General features: G+C 58.0%; 20 protein-coding genes and 1 pseudogene. 13 read left to right on the top strand and 8 right to left on the bottom strand.

Annotation, left to right across the window (positions count from 1 at the left end; genetic code table 11):
- The first annotated feature begins 515 nt into the window (after positions 1–515).
- The gene (locus tag CFter6_RS00135) at positions 516–3,509 is read left to right on the top strand and encodes a beta-galactosidase (RefSeq protein WP_061538211.1); all 2,994 of its coding nucleotides are present in this window, start codon (positions 516–518) and stop codon (positions 3,507–3,509) included.
- Positions 3,510–3,576: 67 nt separating this feature from the next.
- Here the strand turns inward: CFter6_RS00135 and CFter6_RS00130 are convergent, their stop codons facing one another.
- Complete coding sequence (locus tag CFter6_RS00130) at positions 3,577–3,864, bottom strand: XRE family transcriptional regulator (RefSeq protein WP_061542134.1); 288 nt, start codon at positions 3,862–3,864, stop codon at positions 3,577–3,579.
- Positions 3,865–4,157: 293 nt separating this feature from the next.
- Between CFter6_RS00130 and tmpT the strand changes: the two genes are divergently transcribed.
- The 6 genes from tmpT to CFter6_RS00100 all read left to right on the top strand — a co-directional run bounded on the left by tmpT (position 4,158) and on the right by CFter6_RS00100 (position 9,094).
- Complete coding sequence (tmpT, locus tag CFter6_RS00125) at positions 4,158–4,802, top strand: thiopurine S-methyltransferase (protein ID WP_061538210.1); 645 nt, start codon at positions 4,158–4,160, stop codon at positions 4,800–4,802.
- 59 nt (positions 4,803–4,861) lie between these two features.
- Positions 4,862–6,088, top strand: coding sequence for a hypothetical protein (locus tag CFter6_RS00120; protein ID WP_061538209.1), 1,227 nt, complete (start codon positions 4,862–4,864; stop codon positions 6,086–6,088).
- A 57-nt stretch (positions 6,089–6,145) separates the two neighbouring features.
- Entirely contained in the window at positions 6,146–6,826 is a 681-nt protein-coding gene (locus CFter6_RS00115) for a Vgb family protein (RefSeq protein ID WP_082814483.1), read from the top strand.
- A 115-nt stretch (positions 6,827–6,941) separates the two neighbouring features.
- On the top strand, positions 6,942–7,553 hold the full coding sequence (gene gstA / locus CFter6_RS00110; protein WP_061538208.1) for a glutathione transferase GstA: 612 nt from the start codon (positions 6,942–6,944) through the stop codon (positions 7,551–7,553).
- Between the two features lie 162 nt (positions 7,554–7,715).
- Positions 7,716–8,480 (top strand): DUF899 domain-containing protein, encoded by a 765-nt coding sequence (locus CFter6_RS00105; RefSeq protein ID WP_061538207.1) that lies wholly within the window; start codon positions 7,716–7,718, stop codon positions 8,478–8,480.
- A gap of 23 nt (positions 8,481–8,503) precedes the next feature.
- Entirely contained in the window at positions 8,504–9,094 is a 591-nt protein-coding gene (locus tag CFter6_RS00100) for a hypothetical protein (protein ID WP_061538206.1), read from the top strand.
- A 19-nt stretch (positions 9,095–9,113) separates the two neighbouring features.
- Here CFter6_RS00100 and CFter6_RS26200 read toward each other — a convergent pair whose 3' ends face one another.
- Together CFter6_RS26200 and CFter6_RS00090 are read right to left on the bottom strand one after the other, a co-directional pair.
- Entirely contained in the window at positions 9,114–9,335 is a 222-nt protein-coding gene (locus CFter6_RS26200; RefSeq protein WP_236904470.1) for a Fic family protein, read from the bottom strand.
- Between the two features lie 361 nt (positions 9,336–9,696).
- Positions 9,697–10,143 carry a mobile mystery protein A gene (locus CFter6_RS00090; RefSeq protein WP_061538205.1) on the bottom strand — a complete coding sequence of 149 codons (447 nt, stop codon included), beginning with the start codon at positions 10,141–10,143 and terminating at the stop codon, positions 9,697–9,699.
- A 412-nt stretch (positions 10,144–10,555) separates the two neighbouring features.
- On the opposite strand from CFter6_RS00090, the gene CFter6_RS00085 reads away from it, so the two are divergent.
- Both CFter6_RS00085 and CFter6_RS25355 read left to right on the top strand, forming a co-directional pair.
- On the top strand, positions 10,556–10,996 hold the full coding sequence (locus CFter6_RS00085; RefSeq protein WP_082814482.1) for a pentapeptide repeat-containing protein: 441 nt from the start codon (positions 10,556–10,558) through the stop codon (positions 10,994–10,996).
- A 103-nt stretch (positions 10,997–11,099) separates the two neighbouring features.
- Positions 11,100–11,306 carry a hypothetical protein gene (locus CFter6_RS25355; protein WP_150118561.1) on the top strand — a complete coding sequence of 69 codons (207 nt, stop codon included), beginning with the start codon at positions 11,100–11,102 and terminating at the stop codon, positions 11,304–11,306.
- On the opposite strand, the gene CFter6_RS00080 is transcribed toward CFter6_RS25355, so the two are convergent.
- The 3 genes from CFter6_RS00080 to CFter6_RS00070 all read right to left on the bottom strand — a co-directional run bounded on the left by CFter6_RS00080 (position 11,280) and on the right by CFter6_RS00070 (position 13,549).
- A complete protein-coding gene (locus CFter6_RS00080) occupies positions 11,280–11,837 on the bottom strand; it encodes a plasmid pRiA4b ORF-3 family protein (RefSeq protein WP_061538203.1) in 558 nt (185 codons plus the stop codon). The genes CFter6_RS25355 and CFter6_RS00080 overlap by 27 nt on opposite strands.
- 153 nt (positions 11,838–11,990) lie before the next feature.
- Positions 11,991–13,235 carry a type II toxin-antitoxin system HipA family toxin gene (locus tag CFter6_RS00075; protein WP_061538202.1) on the bottom strand — a complete coding sequence of 415 codons (1,245 nt, stop codon included), beginning with the start codon at positions 13,233–13,235 and terminating at the stop codon, positions 11,991–11,993.
- Positions 13,232–13,549 carry a helix-turn-helix domain-containing protein gene (locus CFter6_RS00070; protein WP_061538201.1) on the bottom strand — a complete coding sequence of 106 codons (318 nt, stop codon included), beginning with the start codon at positions 13,547–13,549 and terminating at the stop codon, positions 13,232–13,234. Before CFter6_RS00070 ends, CFter6_RS00075 begins: the two co-directional genes overlap by 4 nt.
- A 375-nt stretch (positions 13,550–13,924) precedes the next feature.
- Here CFter6_RS00070 and CFter6_RS00065 point away from each other — a divergent pair, with 375 nt between their 5' ends.
- The 3 genes and pseudogenes from CFter6_RS00065 to CFter6_RS25350 all read left to right on the top strand — a co-directional run bounded on the left by CFter6_RS00065 (position 13,925) and on the right by CFter6_RS25350 (position 15,049).
- The gene (locus CFter6_RS00065) at positions 13,925–14,254 is read left to right on the top strand and encodes a type II toxin-antitoxin system PrlF family antitoxin (protein WP_061538200.1); all 330 of its coding nucleotides are present in this window, start codon (positions 13,925–13,927) and stop codon (positions 14,252–14,254) included.
- Positions 14,251–14,766, top strand: a pseudogene (locus tag CFter6_RS00060) (type II toxin-antitoxin system YhaV family toxin). Before CFter6_RS00065 ends, CFter6_RS00060 begins: the two are co-directional and overlap by 4 nt.
- 13 nt (positions 14,767–14,779) lie before the next feature.
- Positions 14,780–15,049 (top strand): hypothetical protein, encoded by a 270-nt coding sequence (locus CFter6_RS25350; RefSeq protein ID WP_150118560.1) that lies wholly within the window; start codon positions 14,780–14,782, stop codon positions 15,047–15,049.
- Here the strand turns inward: CFter6_RS25350 and CFter6_RS00055 are convergent.
- Both CFter6_RS00055 and abiEi read right to left on the bottom strand, forming a co-directional pair.
- Positions 15,027–15,968 (bottom strand): nucleotidyl transferase AbiEii/AbiGii toxin family protein, encoded by a 942-nt coding sequence (locus CFter6_RS00055; RefSeq protein WP_061538198.1) that lies wholly within the window; start codon positions 15,966–15,968, stop codon positions 15,027–15,029. The genes CFter6_RS25350 and CFter6_RS00055 overlap by 23 nt on opposite strands.
- On the bottom strand, positions 15,965–16,522 hold the full coding sequence (gene abiEi / locus CFter6_RS00050; RefSeq protein ID WP_061538197.1) for a type IV toxin-antitoxin system AbiEi family antitoxin: 558 nt from the start codon (positions 16,520–16,522) through the stop codon (positions 15,965–15,967). Before abiEi ends, CFter6_RS00055 begins: the two co-directional genes overlap by 4 nt.
- A gap of 424 nt (positions 16,523–16,946) precedes the next feature.
- On the opposite strand from abiEi, the gene CFter6_RS00045 reads away from it, so the two are divergent.
- A complete protein-coding gene (locus CFter6_RS00045; RefSeq protein ID WP_167351326.1) occupies positions 16,947–17,795 on the top strand; it encodes an HNH endonuclease in 849 nt (282 codons plus the stop codon).
- Positions 17,796–17,797 lie beyond the last annotated feature (2 nt).

Genomic DNA, 17,797 nt, shown 5'->3' with positions numbered 1-17,797 from the left:
GACCAGCCGATGAACATTCAAAAATGTTTGCGGTGCATTTTAGCGATCTTTTCTTGTTCATCATTTTCTGGGAGCTATGGAGAAGGTTTCGTACAAGTAAATTCAGATGGGCAAACCTACCCGTGCGTCTTGTTTTCCCGACGCCACGCAATCCAACATTCACCACGGGTTGAATGTTAAATACGCCTACAATGCGGGTTACCGAATGTGTACAAACTCGCACATGTCATTGCCGAATATTCTTTCACATTAACCACTCCCGATTCCCGCCAGTCCAGCCTAAAAACACGCCGCGCAAGCCACGCAATCAATACCCAATACGGTATCGCTGCCATGAGAAACTTCATTGGATATCTGCCGTGGTGCCTCATACAATCGGCGCATCATTAATCCGGCACTCCGACACGCCATCCTCCCGATACGCGCTACCGCAACAAAACCATCCAGAAAATCTTTCTCAGCAGGTGACGTAGCTTCAAAAAAACGACGACAGATTCATAAAAAGGAGACAGACCATGAAAAGAAGAGACTTCCTTGGTTATGCAGTAGTCACGCCGCTACTGGCAGCTTGCGGTGTCGGCGGCGAGGACAGCGCGCCAACCAATTCGCCGAGCGCAAAAGCCTTTGCCGCTGCCGGCGATGCAAGCAACGCCGTGTTCGCCAGCGGCGGCAACCACGCTCTCTCCTGGAACAGCAGCGGCAACTGGTTCATGGACGGTTCGGCGTTCCAGTTCTTCGGTGGTGAGATCCATCCGGCGCGTGTCCCTTCGCAATACTGGGACCACCGCATCAAGATGATCAAGGCGCTGGGCTGCAACACCATCTCGATCTACCTCATGTGGAATTTCCACGAACTGTCCGACGGCTCGTTCGACTTCAGCTCGCCCGACAAGAACATGGGCCACTTCATCGACCTGTGCGCGCAGAACGGCATGTGGGTGCTGCTGCGCCCCGGCCCCTACGTCTGCGCCGAATGGGATTTCGGTGGCCTGCCGCCGCGCATGCTGGCCGATCCGCAATTCAGGGATAGCGCCGGCAACCTGCAGATCCGCGGCAACTTCGCCAGTTACATGGCGGCCGTCAACAGCTGGAACACCGCGCTCTACAACAATGTGGTGAAGGGCCGCACCCTGGCGGCCGGCGGTCCGATCATGCTGGTGGCGGTGGAGAATGAGTACACTTCCTGGTCGCCCGACGACGGCACTTATCCGAACGCGATCGCGCAGCAATGGACGGCGCTCGGTTATGCAGAAAAATTCTGCGTGTGCGACGGTTATGCCAACGGCTTCAAGAACAACCATATCACCCTGCCGACCAACACCGCCTACGGCATGACCGCGGACGGCGCGTCGGCCGGCAACTATGCGACCGCCGCCGGTAATTACGGCGTAGGCGCGTTCGGGGCGGAGTGTTATCCGGGCTGGATCTGCCATTGGGGAGACGCCAGCCAGACCTTGCATGTAGGGGATTTTGTGAGCCAGGTCACGGCGTTGACCACGTCGAAGTGTTCGTTTGTACTATATGTAGCGCACGGCGGCACCAACTTCGGGTTTACCGCCGGCTCCAACGGCGTCAGCGATTCCAGCTCCCAGGGAACCATCACCTCCTACGACTACGGCGCGCCGGTCTCGGAATCCGGCGGCGCCAATCCTAACTTTTCGCCGATCCAGGCTGCCTACGTCGCCAACGCGTCGTACAGCGTGCCGTTTGCCGCCACGCCGGCCGGCATCCCGCATATCAGCGATGGCGATATCGCGGCGGTGCCGAGCAGCCAGCTGACTTACTGCGGCTTGCTGCCCGGCCTCAACCTGACTATCCAGAACCGGCTGCCGCAAACCATGGAAGCGATGGCGATGGCGCTGAACAAGAACCAGCCGGCCAGCGCGGGTGTGTATCCCTCCGGCGTGGCGGTTTACCAAACCACACTGCCGGCATCCGGCGGCAACTTCACCATCACCTTTGACCGCGCTCCTGACTATGCACTGGTGTTCGTCAACGGCGTGCGCGCTTCCAGCCAGGTGCTAAATACGGCGTCCAACGGCGCACTATCTCCAACCACATCGCTGACCATCAGCAACGCCGCGCCGAATGCCACGCTGCAGATCGTCTGCATGCCGTTCGGACGGGTCAACTTCGGCGCCGGCGGCATGAATGCCGAAGGCAAGGGATTGTCGCTGAACGTCTACGCCAACGGCGCCGCGCTGATCAACTGGAGCATGGCGCTCGCGCCCCTGTCGGCGGCGCAGGTCGCGGCGCTCACTTTCAGCGCAACCGCGCCTGCCGGCAGCCAGCCGTTCTTTGCCAAAGCCACGGTCAACATCGCGACGCCGCAAGACATGTATATCGACATGTCCTCCTGGGGCAGCGGTTATGTCTTCGTGAACGGCTACAACCTGGGCCGCTACTGGACCGCCGCCGGTCCGCAAAAGCGGCTGTACTGCCCCGGCGTGTGGCTGACCAGCGGCAGCAATACGATCGTGGTGTTCGAGTTCATCCAGGGCAGCGCAGGCAGCCTGAGTTTCTATGGTGCGAGCGGCATGCCGCAGAATATCACCGGCCCCGCCAGCACGGCAGCGGTGCCGCCGCCTGCCGCCAACACTTATTTCCTGCAGAACGTCAACAGCGGCCTGTACCTGGACGTGATGCCGGCGGTGGCGGGATCGGCCTACACCTATCCCGGCGTGCAGCCGCTAAGCGCCGCCGCGACGCAGGGCTGGACAGTAAGCACCGACAGCTTCGGCAACCTGAAGATCGTCAACGCCAGCACCGGCGCGACGCTGGACGTCGCCAACAACAGCACGGCGGCGGGCTCCTCGGTGATCCTGTATGCGGCCAACGGCGGCGCCAACCAGAGCTGGAAAGCGGCCGGCGTCAGCACCGGCATCTACACCCTGGCCGGCAAGCAAAGCCAGCTGCTGTTGGACATCAATGGCGCATCCAAGGCGCCGACTTCGATCTCGTCCACCAGCGCATCCGCCAACGTCATCATCAATCCGGCCGACAACCCTAGCCAGCAATGGCCGTTCAGCCAGCAGTGGCGCTTCCTGCCGGCCATCGTCAACAACGGCGTCTACACCATCACCAGCGCCATCAGCAGCCTGCTGCTGGGCGTCTACCAGGGCGGCACGACGGCCGGCACCCGGCTCGGCATCGCCGCTGCTACCGGCGGCCAGGAGCAGCAATGGCGGCTGACCATTTCCAGCGGCAACTGGCAGCTGACCAACATCAAGAGCGGCCTGGTGATGGACGTGACCGGCCAGAAGACCGACAACGGCGCCGCGCTGGAAATCTGGCAAGGCAACGGCGGCGCCAACCAGCAGTTCGCGCTGGTGCCGCGGCCGGATGGCGTGAGCTACGGGATCAAGGGTGTGCAGAGCGGGCGCGTCATCGACGATAACAATTCGGGCACGTCGCCCACCAGCTACGGCACTACCAATGTATCTGCGATTACGCTGTGGGATGACAATGGCGGCGGCAACCAGAGCTGGAAGTTCACCAAGGTGGGGTAGCAGAAGAGGTGGCTTGTCGGGGAGAAGAGGGCTTCACATGCCATCCCCGGCAAAGTCATGCTCGAAATCAGGCCGGAACCAGTTCTATCTTGATTTTCTTGCCCAATGCCGCCGCTACACCCACTAGCGTAGTCAGGGCCAGGCTCGTATCGCTTTCATCCAGCAAGCGATTTAGAGCAGCGCGACCGGTATGCATCTCACGGGCCAGCGCGGTCTTGGTTATTTTTTGCCTCTTCATTTCACTTGCAATTTGCCACACAATCACACGTTTAACGGCCACGGCGGCTATCTCCTGCAAAGTCGCATCCTCTCTAAGAGAGTCATCGAAACTGCTCCCCATATGTTTTCCATTCATCATTCACCTCTTGATTTTTTCCTGCGGCTCATTCCTGTTTTCAGTCGCCTTTTTTTAGAGAGGGCTGACGTTTTTAATAAAACCGTGCAACGGCGCCATATACGGCCAAAAAACCGCCTATCTTGCTTGCTCTCGTTCGTCTTGTGTCATATCCATTATTTCATCTGCAGCAATAAGGCTTGACTTAAAGTTGGCTTTAACTCGTATCCTTGCACTGCATACAACTTAGTACATGACTTAAATCATTAAATTGGTAGGATGTTATTTATTTATGAAGAGTTTAAGGAGCCTATATGGAAGCTAGTTTTTGGCATGAAAAATGGAAACGGGGCGAAATCAATTTCCATCAAAGCGAGGCAAACCCGTTACTGACAGCGCATTTTGAAAAGTTAAACCTGGCAAAGGGCAGCCGCGTATTCCTGCCGTTGTGCGGCAAGACACGCGATATCGCATGGCTGCTGGCCAACGGTTATCGCGTTGCCGGCGCAGAGTTGAGCGGACAAGCAATTGACGAATTGTTCAAAGAACTCGGGTTGGCGCCGAACATCTCCAAAGTGGGGAATTTGACCCGCTACAGCGCTGACGATATCGACATATGGGTGGGCGATATTTTTGACGTGTCCGCGGAATATCTTGGCCCAATAAATGCGATATATGATCGCGCCGCCTTGGTTGCGCTGCCGGCAGACATGCGAAAGCAATATGCCGCACACCTGATGCAAATAACCGGTGCGGCGCCGCAGCTGCTGGTCGCTTACGTGTACGACCAATCGAAGATCGACGGTCCGCCGTTTTCAGTGAACGAGGATGAAGTAAGGCAGCATTATGGCGCTACCTACCAATTGACGTCCGTTGAGATCAGGGACGTGGCGGGCGGATTGAAGGGGAAAGTTGCATCAACGGAGACCGTCTGGCTCCTTCAAAAAATCAGCGGATAAAGCGTTAAAGCGCAGTCGACGGCAGCAATCTCACCAGCACGGCAGTGTATCCTGTCACCATGGATTCCCTGATAGCCGCCTCCGCGCGGGCTCTCGCCGCCGGCGATGCGCTCGGCGCACTCAAGCGTGTCGCCCTGCGCGACGATCCGCCGGCGCTGGCCTTGCGCGGCATCGCCATGGCTCAGCTGGGCGAGCATCCGCGCGCCCGTGAGTTGCTGCGGCGGGCTGCCCGCGGCTTCGGCGCTCATGAGGAACTGTCGCGCGCTCGCTGCATCGTCGCCGAGGCCGAAGTGGCGCTGGCCGTGCGCGACCTCGGCAGCTCGCCGCGCGCGCTGGCGGCGGCCCTGGCCACGCTGGAAGCGCATGGCGATCGCGCCAATGCGTTGCAGGCGAGGCTGATCGCGGCGCGCAAGCTGTTGCTGCTCGGCCGCCTTGACGAAGCCGAAGCGGCACTGACTCAACTCGATGGACATAGCCTGCCGCCGTCGCTGGCCGCGGTGGCAGAGCTGGCTGTAGCGGAACTGGCGCTGCGTTCGCTGCGCATAGGTCCGGCGCGGGCGGCGCTGGCCCGCGCGCAGGAGGCGGCCGGTCGCGCGCGCGTGCCGGCGCTGCTGGCCGAGGTGGCGGAGGCGCTGGCCGCGCTTGAACGTCCCGCCGCCCGACGCCTGTTTTCCGGCGGCGAGCAGACGCTGCGTCTTGACGAGGTCGCAACGCTGCTGGCTTCCGATGCGCTGGTAGTTGATGCCTGCCGTCGCGGGCTGGGGGTCGGTGCCGGCAACGCTTGGCAAACGCTGGCGCGGCGGCCGGTATTGTTCGCCCTGGTGCGCGCGCTGGCCGAGGCGTGGCCTGGCGATGTCGACCGGGAAACCTTGATTGCGGCGGCATTCAACACACGCCATCCCGACGAAACACACCGGGCGCGCCTGCGGGTCGAGATCGGCCGTCTGCGCGCGCTCGTCACAGAACTGACGCAGATCGAGGCCACCGCGCGCGGTTTCGTGCTCAAGCCGCGCGATGAGCGCACCGTGGCGCTGCTGGCGCCGCCCATAGACGGCGACCAGGCATCGCTGGCGGCGCTGCTGGCCGACGGCGCGGCCTGGTCGACCTCAGCCCTGGCGCTGGCCCTGGGGGCCAGCCAGCGCACCGTCCAACGCGCGTTGGCCGAGCTGGAGGCGAGCGGACGGGTGCGTTCCATCGGGCGGGCGCGGACGCAGCGCTGGCTGTCGCCGCCGCTGGCGGGATTCACGACAATCTTGTTACTCCCCGCCGCGCTTCAGATGGAATAGAGTTGTCTTACGGCGCCGCTTCAAGGCACGCTACAAGACAACCGCAAGGAGACAGCCATGACCCGCAAAGCCAGTACAAACAAAGACAAACCCCAGGCCAAGGTGCGCATGGCAGAGATCGTGCGCGAATACGGCCCTTTCGCCGACGTCAACCAGGTAGCCGGCGTGACCCACGACGGCCAGCGCGTCTGGGCCGCCACCGGCGCCAGGCTGATCGCCTTCGATCCCGAGAGCGGCGAGACCACGCGCACGCTGGACCTTCCCTGCGACGCCGGCACCGCCTTCGACGGCACCCACCTGTACCAGATCGCCGAGCAGCGCATCGACAAGATCGATCCCGCCAGCGGCAAGGTGCTAGCCTCGATCCCGGCGCCCGGCCACGGCAACGACTCCGGGATGGCCTGGGCCGAAGGCAGCCTGTGGGTGGGCCAGCACCGCGACCGCAAGATCCACCAGATCGATCCGGCCACAGGCGCCATCCTCCGCACCATCGAATCCAACCGCTTCGTCACCGGCGTGACCTGGGTCGACGGCGAGCTGTGGCACGGCACCTGGGAAGGCGACGAGAGCGAAATCCGCCGCGTCGATCCGGACAGCGGCGCCGTGCTCGAGCGACTGGAAATGCCGCCCGGCGCCAACGTCAGCGGTCTCGAATCCGACGGCGCCGGCCTGTTTTACTGTGGCGGCGGCGGCAGCGGCAAGGTGCGCGCCGTGCGGCGTCCGAAAGCAGCCAGCTAACAATCACCGCAGTAGCACGTTGGGCAGGACTACCTCTTCGGCATAGCCGAGGGACCCCGTACGCCCATCGCATTCAGGCACTGTCCTGAACAACCCCAATCCAAGGAGCATGACCATGAAGCTGTACTACATTCCATCCGCCTGTTCGCTGTCGCCGCACATTGTCGCCAACGAGCTCGGCCTGACTATCGAACTGGTGAAGGTCGACAGCAAGACCAAACGCACTGAACACGGCGACGATTATCTCGCCATCAATCCCAAAGGCTATGTGCCGGCACTGCAGCTGGACGACGGCCGTGTGCTGACCGAAGGCCCGGCAGTGGTGCAATGCCTGGCCGACCTGAAACCCGAAGCACAGCTGGCGCCCGCCAACGGCAGCATGGCACGCTACCGCCTGCAGGAAATGCTGGGCTACATCAATTCAGAGCTGCACCAGGGCTACCTGCCCTTGTTCTACCCAGAGACCAGCGATGAAATGCGCGCCGGACGCATGGCCCATCTGCGCAAGCACTATGCGCTGATCGACGCCACGCTTGGCTTCACGCCATTCCTGCTGGGTGAACAATTCAGCATCGCCGATGCTTATCTGTTTGTGGTGACGCGCTGGGCGGCGTTCGTCAACCTCGACCTGGCGCCGTTCCCGCACTTGCAGGCGTTCCAGGAACGCATCGCGACCCGCCCAGCCGTGCAAGCAGCGCTGCGCCGCGAACAGCCGGCAGCTGGCTGAACCGTTTGTAGGGTGGGCACCTGTGCCCACGCTGTGCCGCCCCTGGCTATCCATCCCGGACTGCGCGTCCCGCCATTTCCGCGTGGGCACAAGTGCCCACCCTACGAGTGATGGATGGACAAGAGTTGTCATCATTTAAGGAAGTATCAATAGGAGCAGATCATGAACACCACTATTTCCGAAATAAAGAATCATCCCGTCGTCTCCAGCGAGCGCTGGCTGAGCGAGCGCAAGACGCTGCTGGCGCGCGAAAAGGAATTGATGCGCCTGCATGACCAGGTGGCCCGTGAACGCCGCGCGCTACCATGGGAGCGCGTCGAGAAGGATTACGTGTTTGACACCACCGAAGGCCGGCGCACGCTGTCCGAACTGTTCGACGGCCGCCGTCAGCTGTTGGTGCAGCACTTCATGCTCGGCCCGGGATGGGAAGAGGGTTGCCCGAGCTGCTCATTCATGGCCGACCATACGGACGGCATGAACGTCCACCTGGCGCAGCGCGACATCACGCTAATCGCCATTTCGCGCGCGCCGCTGGCTGAGATCGCACGCTTCCGCCAGCGCATGGGCTGGCAGTTCCGCTGGGCGTCCTCGCACGGCAGCGATTTCAACTACGACTTCAACATCAGCTTCACGCCGGAAGAACGGGCCAAGGGCGAGGTCAGCTACAACTACGTCACGCAATCCTTCCCGCACGAAGAGGCGCCCGGCGTCAGCGTGTTCTACAAGGACGACGCCGGCGACATTTTCCACACCTACTCAACCTATGGCCGCGGCGTGGAAGTGATGATGGGCGCGTACAACATGATGGACCTTACGCCCGAGGGACGCGGCGAGCGCGACGTACCGCACAAGATGGAGTGGGTGCGTCACCATGACCGCTATGAACCGGGACCGGCGGCCGCTTCTTCCTGCTGCGCGCATACCTGAAACGTGAGCTATCCCAGCGCATCATGTCAAATCTTTGGCCATGGCTGGCGGTGGCAGGAGTCGGCGCCCTGCACGGGCTGAACCCCGCCACCGGCTGGATGTTTGCCGTCGCCTGGGGCGTGCGGTCGGGCGACCGGATGCAGGCGCTGCGGGCCCTGGCACCGATTGCGGCCGGGCACGCCGTATCGGTCGCGCTGGTGGCTGCTGCGGTAGCGCTTGGGCTGGGTATGGATCGCAGCGCGCTGCAAGTCGTGGCGGGCGTGCTGTTGGCGGGCGTTGTGGTGTATCACTTGCTTGGCCGGAAAGCCAGGCGGGCGCGGGTACCGGCGAGTCACGCCGGGCTGGCGCTCTGGTCCTTCATGATGTCCACCGCGCACGGCGCCGGCTTGATGCTGGTGCCGGCGTTCATCCCGCTGTGCATGGCCGACACGCCGGCGCGCGAGATCACCGCATCAGGTTCGCTGATGCTGGCGCTGGCGGCAGTGGGGGTTCACACTGTGGCGATGCTAGCCGTCACCGGCGGGATCGCCTGCGGTGTCTGCTGGGGCTTTGATGACGGCGGGCGCTTGCTTCAGAAGCTTAGACGAAAGCTGCTTCCGGCGGCAAACACATGATGATTTAACCCAACCCTGCTTAAGTCCGCACAAATGCCAAGAGCGGACCATAGTCTCTATTATCTGCTGCCCGCAATGCCGCGATGTAAGCAGCGCGCGTATCTGACGCATCAACGAGGTTCACGCTACCCCATGTAAACGGCTGCACCCCGCAGTAGCGCAAGAAACAGTCCGTGAACAGGCGAGCGTGCCTTCCATTCCCGTTGGGAAATGGATGGATGAGAACCAGTTTGTGGTGCAATCGTGCAGCCTGCTCGTCAATCGGATAGGCGTTGAACTCCCGCCAGCATTTGCATCCTCCAGGAGATTATGCAGGTCGACACTGATCCTGGCTGGATCCACCCCAATGGACTTTTCAGTCTTGCGAAATGTCCCCGCCCATCGCCAGGTCTTATCGAGCATGCGCTTGTGTAGCTGACGCAGATCGCGTTCGTTCAGCATATTTTTTCGAATGCGAGACTCCGCCCATGCCTGCGCCTGCAGGATGTTGGCCTGTTCGTATTCATCCAGCTCACGCTTGAGCGTGATATGCCGTGGGATCAAGCCAGCAAGTTCGTCCGGATCCAATGGGGTAGCGCCTGGCGCATGCTGTTGGCCGAGCCCTACTCCCATAAGTGCTTCCAATTTGTTGCCAGCAAACTGGTTTGCATTCTGGAAATTTCCTTTTTATCCACTTTCTGCGTAGGCGCCTGGTCCTCTAGCTGCATCGTATGGAAGACGCGGCTGACACGCTGACGTGCGATAGCTTCTGCCTGATTCTCAACGCGCTTTTTCAAGGAACTGCGTGGTACAAGGACGTATTGGAGATCGCAGTCCATGGCGTCAGCCGCTCGCCGCAGTGAGTGCAGCGTGATCTTGTCTGCGGCTTCGGATTTTTCAAGTTCAGCCAGGGTACTCTGCGTTACACCTATGCGCGCAGCCAGCTGACGCGTCGTCATGCCCAATGCGGTGCGTATGGTCTGGATCCAGCCGATCGACGGGCGCGACGGCACAGATGCCTGTTTCACGGCACTATCGACTTGCGACAGCCGCAGTTTTTGAATGTCCATTTTGATAGTCTACACCCGGTTGAATTAATACATCTTGAACAGTTATACCCGATCAATTTATACTTATTTTATCGCTTATAAACGTTCAATACTATAGATTATATCGGGTTTAACCAGTTTTTTGTAAGCTGTGCCGAACACCTGTAATCCGTTCATGTAAATAGAAAAGATCAGTGGAAATCTTTTTATTGATCGCTTATAGACGATTAAATTTATATATTTGTACTGGATATAACCGATCAAAATAGTGCAATGGACCTGATCGATAACCTCCCCGCCGTGGCTTTGGCGTCTGCGGCGGTTTGCTTCATGGCTTTAAGCAGAAGTTGCCTCCAGCGCGACACCGAAGGCGACGGATGGCCGCGCACTGTCTTGACGAGGCAATCGCGCAATAAACCAATCTGCTGATACGATGTCAACATTGCAAAGCAGCACTCAATCCACTTTTACACTTGAATGCCACTCCAATATGCTGTTTGAGACCGAAAGATTTGAATCCCGTTTAACAAAACCCGCCAGTTGGGAAGATTGTGTCTTTCGCTACTGCAACTTCGCTGACATAGACAGCGAGGGCGGCAGCATAGACTCGATTTTTGTCGGCTGCACATTTGAAAATTGCGAATGGTATTGGGGGATCTTTAACCTGGCCATCCTTGTGCAGGTGAAGTTCAAGGGTTGCACATTTCGCGGCACTGCATTCTCGGGGTCCAAATTTGTCGAATGTGAATTCATAGATTGTGAATTTACAAAAGATAATTTAAATGGCGACTGTTCCTTTGATGATGTAGCTTGGTACAAATGCAAGCAAAATAATTGCAAGGGACTTGAAGGCGAGTTCCGGAACAAGCACTAAATTTCACTTGCGGTTGGATATGACAAAAATATTCCTATGGCCGCGTTAAACTCCCGTTCGCCGCCCGATTTTTCGAAATAACCTTTACCTCACATTAGCGCGCATGATTCCATCACCTCCGTCATCGCAGCGGCTCTTCGGTGCCGCAGACTTTGAAGCCCGAAGGTTAACTGAAGACGATCTTCCCGCCCTGCAGGATTTCTTCGTTGCCAATCCCGAGTACTTCGTGGCGGTCAACGGCATGTTGCCTCGGCCTGATGAGGCCAAACAGGAGTTCGATGAGCTACCCCTTCAGTCGACGGATACGTAAGTTTGCGGAGTTAATATCGAATCCTTCCGGATCAAATGCACCGCCGACCCAGCGCAACATATCGACATGCTGTTCATGTTTGGAATCGGCGATGGCGCCGACGAATTCACCGTAGCCGTAGATTCCTCCGACGTTCTCCGGCGGGCATGCCCGTTGACCGCCCACGCAAAGCGAGCCACTCCACGCAGGATGCGCCTCTTGCAGATTCTCCACCACTACCCGATGTATCCAGCCATCGCCAAAATCGTATTCGTAGACGAATTCACGCACGCTCCCGGCAAGCACGGACGATAGCTTGATTCCCTTCTGGTCGATCAGAAGCATCTCGCCATACGGATCAGGTTCACCGTACAGTTCATCGCCTATATGAAATAGATGCAAATGCGAATTGGTCCAGCCCATGGCGCCCTGAATGGCACGATGAAGTTTAGGCAAGGTGATCGTGACTGGCACGAGCAAACGGCGCCAGATCAAAGGTTCGATGCGCGTCAGTTCGAGACGCAAACTATAGTAATTTGTGGATAAGCTCATATTGAAATTATGTTTCTTCAGACTTCTCTGTGAGTAAAGGGGATGCTATCGCGCCTGGCTTGTCAAGAAGTAGGGTGGGCATGCTTTTGTGCCCACGCTGTAGCGCTTCCGCGTGGGCACAAAAGCGTGCCCACCCTACCCCACCTTTAGTACTTATCGAAGCTTCATGCGGTTGGCATCGATGTCCTTGACCACTGCAGCCATGGTTTTTTTCAAGATAGGCAACTCGCTCGCAGCAGTTTTGAGAACCGCATCGGTAATCAGATCCAGCATCTCGTCAATGAGGTCTTCGGCATCTTTATCGTTCAACCCACCGGTCTGCGCTACCTTCAGCACATGTGCGCGTGTCGGGTTTTTGCCTTCGCCGGCCACGTCCATAAAGTGTTCGCCCTGGTAGCCAGGGCAATAGGTCAGGTCAAACGGCGGGGCCAGTTCCCACTCCTGGTGTGCATTCAGCAGAAATGCCAGATTCTTGGCGTGGTCGTCCCGGTTGTTCATCAGCACATTGAAGATGCAGCGTTGCAGGGATTTTTTCAGTTCCCTGGCGTCGCGGGTGAGGCGACGTGTGGCGCGCATGAATTCTCCGTAACCTAGCGACGGGATCTGAAAATTCACGTGCAGCATTCCTGCCAGTGAGTGCGTATGGACACGCTGACCTTGTTCGCGGTCAAAGCGCTTAGTGCCAAATGCGGTGGCGCCATCTGGTAATTCAAAAAATTGTGTCGCCCCCATGCCCAGCCCGCATCGACGCGCCATGCGCGCATACAGTTCTTCCAACGCACAGCTGTCGCTCTGGTCTTCCTTTGCCGGAAATTTAATCAGCCAAGGCTGGCCGTCAGCTACCTGTCCCACCCGGGTACTCATCTGCCCATTATCCGGGTTGTAGCTGACCACGGCTTTTGGCCTTGCGCCCCCGGGCGATCCTCCAGCCCTGGCCAGTTCATCCAGCACCTCATGGCTGTCATCGGTCAGCAGAATTTGTATTTCTTTTGCCAGGTCGATCAGCACCAGATCCTTGCTGTCGACCAGGCTCTCGCTGGCGGGCTCATAGGTCAGCGCACCCATGGTGTTTTGGCCCAGGTAGGCCAGGCGGTCCAGGATGGAAACCTTATCTGCATCGATACCCGTGGCCGCCAGTCGGCGATTCATCAGGCGAAAACCCCAGCTGTCTGGCAAAGAGTCATAGACCAGCCCGGGTACGCGCAATAGCTGCAGGTAATCGGTTTGCTTGTCTGGATACGCGTTGGGACGCAAGGGCAAGCGCAGCGGGGACGGTTCGAAACCACGCCCAAGCGCATCTGGTGCGTATTGGAACAAGACGTCGCGGCCGTCATCGGCCAGCGTGCCCAGCCAATGCGATTCGCCACGCGCCTGGTACATCACCTTGAGCTCTTTCATGGCGTGCTCCTCGCTTTGCGGTAAGCGCGCTGGCGAGAGACCGCCGCAGATTTTGCGCGCATTTCTTCTATGCTGCGGGTCTCTGGAACAAGGACGTCGTTCAGGTCCGGCGTCGCATTGAGCGATTCAAGTATGCGCACAAAAGTGGCTAACGTGCATTTTCCGGTACGTTCGAAGTTACTGACGGTCTGGTCAGACACGCCTATGCGTTGCGCCAGTTCCTCGACGCTGATGTTCATCTGCACGCGGCGCGCTCTGGCGCGGGCGCCTAGCTCGGTGCAAATCTCACTTGGAAGTGATAGAGAGAAATCCATTGTATTTCCATTGATTAGTATAAAAAAACATTACTATCCAATGGAATTATACTGCTTTGATAGATTCATATGTTTTCGTCTCTTTACCCCATGGCTTTGATGCCTGTGCCCACACACAGTCTTCTGGCGGGTTGCGTCGTCTGGCAGTTCCAGCATAGGGGCCCTTCGGTATATTTCGTGAATATTTAAATTCATACCGAAAACTTATATAAATCAATATATTAGAAGTTTAAATTGTAGATCGCGCGTTTATAGTTTGGCTTCTTCTGCAAATTCAATCCTCGATGTGACGGCTGGAAGCAATGCGCTTGTTTTGACATGGCAATGCAAATGCATTGCCATGAATGTCATCCATCCCATTGATTGGAGTGCGCCATGACTGCCACCCTTGAAGTCGAATCGATCCTGACCGATCGCTACCAGACAACGGTGCCGGAAACCGTTCGCCGCGCCCTGAGGCTGAACAAGTGGGACAAGATTCACTACACGATCCGCCCCGGCGGTGAGGTCGTACTCTCCCGCGTGGAAGCGGCCGGGGAAGAGGACCCGGTGCTCGGGCAGTTCCTGGGCTTTCTGGCCCGCGACATTGCCAGCCATCCGGAACGACTCCAAGCCGTCGACGCCAATTTCGTGCAACGCATTCGGTCGCTGGTCGGCAGTGTTGAAGTCGATCTGGATGCCGCCTTGCCGGCAGATGATGAATGACCGGCGGCAAACCTGCGCACCTGGTCGTCAACGGGTGAACAGTTTTCGCTCACCCGCTATTCCTTGCGCAAATTGAAACGCTGATGCGGCAGGTCGAGGCACTCAAGCAAAAAGATCCCGCCGGATACACAAAAAAGAACGCCAGCAAGCGGCTGGCAGCAATCGCCGAACTGGCGTTCGAGGTGATTCCGCAAGATCCGTCGCGGGCCGAATACCGGCAGGGAAACACCCTCGGCGAAGACCACAAGCACTGGTTCCGAGCCAAGTTCTTCCAGCAGTACCGGCTGTTCTTCCGCTACCATGGGCCAAGCAAAGTGATCGTCTACGCGTGGGTGAGCGACGAGGGCACCAAGCGCGCCTACGAGAGCAGCGACGATGCCTACCGGGCGTTCCGCAAGATGCTGGAGAGCGGCCATCCTCCGGACGACTGGGATCAACTATTGGTCGAGGCGCGTTCCGAAGGCGACCGTCTGCGGCGTATCGCGGCAGCGGAGCCGCTGGTGCAGCCCTGAATTGAGGGGACGCTTGGCTTTATTCGCTGGTAATCATAAGACACCGGAGAGGGCATTCTGCTGTTCAAAACAAGCTGACAATGCCAGCGATCCTCATGAAGAGAGTATTGACGTGAAGCTGGAAGGAGCGCAGACCGACGCCGACAACATCGGTTCTTCCGTAAAAGATCATGTCGTTGAAGAGAATGTGCGGCCGTTGACCGCAGGCGACATTGCAATGGCTAAGCTGATATTTCGCGACTCGGTTGATTACTCAAAAGTCAAAGTTCATAGCCACTCTTGAAAAGCGCAGTCCGCATCTGGATGAATAAGCCTCCGACCGACGTCGCCAAGTAGTCGGCGTAGCCGTCGGTGGCCAGCGTCTTGGCGACCGTCGACGAAGCGACGAAGCGTGTCATCTGCGCCGTGAACTCAGGGCTCTTGACGATCTGTGGAATCTGCTTGATCGCGGCCTCCAACAGCCCGAGGTAGTCCACCACACCGTAGTCCTCGATCTTGGAGAGCACCAGGTCCGGGACTAGCTTGGCGCCGCGCGTTGCCATCCAGGCTAGATCCCAGATGTCGCGGTGGCGGATCTTGGCCGAGTCAGGTCCCACCGGTTGACCTTGGTTGTCCAGAAGCGAGGTTGGAAACGCCAGCACCTTGTCGGCCATGATCTCGTCGAGTGATTCGGCGTTGACCAGCACCGTGGGCATGCCGGCCAGGAAGTCGTAGTTGGCCCGAAGCGGCAGCAGCTCGCGGGTGTGGGCAGGAATGTTCGCGATCTCCAGCTTGATCTTCTGTCTCGGCATCGCGGGATTTTCCGGTGAGGTCTCGATCGAGACCCACCACTTGTCGACGCGGACATGCTTGATCCCGTCGTCGCCGGCCTTGGCCGGCTTATTGTTGACCGTCACTTTCAGGCCGAAGCGCTCGCCAATGCGCTTCTCCACGCACTCCTTGATCTTCTGCATGCTGTCGGCCGAGAAGTCCTTGCCGCCAGCGAAATCGAGGTCCTCGCTGAACCGATCCGATCCGCGGCACAGCCGCAGCGAGGTGCCGCCCTGGAACACCAGCCCTTTGAGCAATCCCTCGGCATCGAGCGCTTGGAAAATCTCGTAGTGCAGCAGCTCCTTCTCCACCACCGGCCGCATCGCCGACAGCCCCGGGTTGGCCATGGCCAGGTCGACAAGCGCGTTGAAATCCTGCTGGTCTTCGCTCATGCGTTTTCTCCTTGTAATTCGTCCTCGAGCTCGCTGCGATCGATCATGTTGGCGTTGCGCCCCACGCGCAAGAGATCCCGGACCGCCGCCTGCCTAGTGGCGATCCGAAGCGGCCGGCCCTTGGCCTGCAGCGTGCGCTTGATGATCTGCGCAGCTCCCCGCTTGGTGTGCGTGAACTCGATCATTCCGTAGGGGGTGTCGACCACGCCACTCTTGCCGGTCGTCATCACCGTCATCCGGTTGATTGGAATCTGCGAGATTGCCCCATACTCGGACAGGATCGACTCCAAGCTGACGTAGGAGAGGCATCCAGGGCGCAGCGCCCTGGCGATCTCCTCGGCGATCCAGCGGTTCTTGCTCGTCGCGGCCGGGTTCAGATAGAGCCCCTTGGCCACTCGTTGCAGGAGGCCGTCGGCGACCATCCGCTGCAAGGACTTCTCCATCGCCTTCTCGCCCTCGTCAGGGAAGAGCTTCTCGATGTCGCGTCGGGCCAGGACATACACCCCGCGCCTATCGAGCTCCGAGAGCTTGCGGATCAATTCGATTTTCTTCATAAGTTACCGTCAACCCGATCTTAAAGTAGGGAATTGGTAGACTTAGTATAAATCCTCAATGCTAAAAATTCAACAAGTATTCTTTTCCCCTATTTTTTTGTAGGGATTTTGGATACTTGTTCGCATTACGTCGATTTTAACTGACGTTTCCTGGACGCTCGGTTGTCTGCGTGCCACTGTCTTGGGAAAGCAGCGAACACCGGGCCCACCTTTGCACTATGAAGAAATGTGCTCATCCAGCGCGGGAGGTTGATGGAGTCGCGGAGGCTGTCGCTGCGTTATAGAAAGCCAATGGCGGCAAGCGCTGTGCCGCAGACACTAGATACCACTCATCTTCATTTCTTGATACTTACCGGCAAAATGTTGCATAAATTCAATTGCCTTAAGTTAATATGTTGGAAATTATCAAGAATGAAGAATGATCGTGGCATTCGAACTCGAAAAACTCTATAGCCGTCGCAGGGATATCCACGAAAAGTTCGGTGGACAGCAGCAAGGCGGAATCTCCACGCCGGCGAGCGCACCTTATATCTTTCTGTTTACGAGCGAAGCTGGCGAACAGCACGGCTACCATGACGGCTACGACGAGAACGGCTTGTTCATCTACACAGGTGAAGGCCAGGTTGGCCCCATGCAGTTCCTCAGGGGAAATCGTGCGATCCGCGACCATATCAACGATGGGAAAGAATTACTCCTCTTTGCCTCCACAAAGAAAAGTGGAATCTACCGATTTAAAGGAACGTTTGTGTGCGCAGGATGCGACGACGAAAAGATCGGACCAGATACAGAAGGCAATCCGAGGAGATTAATACAATTTCACTTGACGCCTTCGTCAGTGGTAGCCGCACATCTCCAGGATGAATCAAGTGAAATCGTAGTCACCGAAAATATCAGCCTGGACGAGATGAGAAAGCGTGCTTACGCCGCCGTTGAAAACAAAGTATGCACTGCACCTGTGGTTTCAAAAAAGAACTTATACAAGCGTAGCGAAGACGTTAAAGCCTATGTTTTAGCCCGTGCCAAAGGTATTTGCGAATCATGCGGGAAGGCGGCACCATTCTTAAATAAAGGCGGGAAGTCGTATTTGGAAGCACATCACATTCGCCAATTATCAGATGATGGATTAGACATTCCTTCTTGGATGGCAGCAATCTGTCCAAACTGCCATCGCGAGATTCATCACGGGCAAGATGGTGCAATGAAAAATCAGATCCTACAGGCTCAAATCAAGAACTTTGAAAATTCGCAGTTTGTTGATGTAGCCGCTCAATAGCC

The organism is Collimonas fungivorans, assembly GCF_001584145.1.
GTDB classification, from domain to species: domain Bacteria; phylum Pseudomonadota; class Gammaproteobacteria; order Burkholderiales; family Burkholderiaceae_D; genus Collimonas; species Collimonas fungivorans.
Note: the sequence above shows the minus strand (reverse complement) of the source record. Positions and strands in the feature narration are given on the sequence as shown.

Coding starts and splice junctions, on each gene's coding strand:
- CFter6_RS00135 (WP_061538211.1), top strand. CDS start 516: ATGAAAAGAAGAGACTTCCTTGGTTATGCAGTAGTCACGCCGCTACTG.
- CFter6_RS00130 (WP_061542134.1), bottom strand. CDS start 3,864: ATGAATGGAAAACATATGGGGAGCAGTTTCGATGACTCTCTTAGAGAG.
- tmpT (WP_061538210.1), top strand. CDS start 4,158: ATGGAAGCTAGTTTTTGGCATGAAAAATGGAAACGGGGCGAAATCAAT.
- CFter6_RS00120 (WP_061538209.1), top strand. CDS start 4,862: ATGGATTCCCTGATAGCCGCCTCCGCGCGGGCTCTCGCCGCCGGCGAT.
- CFter6_RS00115 (WP_082814483.1), top strand. CDS start 6,146: ATGACCCGCAAAGCCAGTACAAACAAAGACAAACCCCAGGCCAAGGTG.
- gstA (WP_061538208.1), top strand. CDS start 6,942: ATGAAGCTGTACTACATTCCATCCGCCTGTTCGCTGTCGCCGCACATT.
- CFter6_RS00105 (WP_061538207.1), top strand. CDS start 7,716: ATGAACACCACTATTTCCGAAATAAAGAATCATCCCGTCGTCTCCAGC.
- CFter6_RS00100 (WP_061538206.1), top strand. CDS start 8,504: ATGTCAAATCTTTGGCCATGGCTGGCGGTGGCAGGAGTCGGCGCCCTG.
- CFter6_RS00090 (WP_061538205.1), bottom strand. CDS start 10,143: ATGGACATTCAAAAACTGCGGCTGTCGCAAGTCGATAGTGCCGTGAAA.
- CFter6_RS00085 (WP_082814482.1), top strand. CDS start 10,556: ATGTCAACATTGCAAAGCAGCACTCAATCCACTTTTACACTTGAATGC.
- CFter6_RS25355 (WP_150118561.1), top strand. CDS start 11,100: ATGATTCCATCACCTCCGTCATCGCAGCGGCTCTTCGGTGCCGCAGAC.
- CFter6_RS00080 (WP_061538203.1), bottom strand. CDS start 11,837: ATGAGCTTATCCACAAATTACTATAGTTTGCGTCTCGAACTGACGCGC.
- CFter6_RS00075 (WP_061538202.1), bottom strand. CDS start 13,235: ATGAAAGAGCTCAAGGTGATGTACCAGGCGCGTGGCGAATCGCATTGG.
- CFter6_RS00070 (WP_061538201.1), bottom strand. CDS start 13,549: ATGGATTTCTCTCTATCACTTCCAAGTGAGATTTGCACCGAGCTAGGC.
- CFter6_RS00065 (WP_061538200.1), top strand. CDS start 13,925: ATGACTGCCACCCTTGAAGTCGAATCGATCCTGACCGATCGCTACCAG.
- CFter6_RS00055 (WP_061538198.1), bottom strand. CDS start 15,968: ATGAGCGAAGACCAGCAGGATTTCAACGCGCTTGTCGACCTGGCCATG.
- abiEi (WP_061538197.1), bottom strand. CDS start 16,522: ATGAAGAAAATCGAATTGATCCGCAAGCTCTCGGAGCTCGATAGGCGC.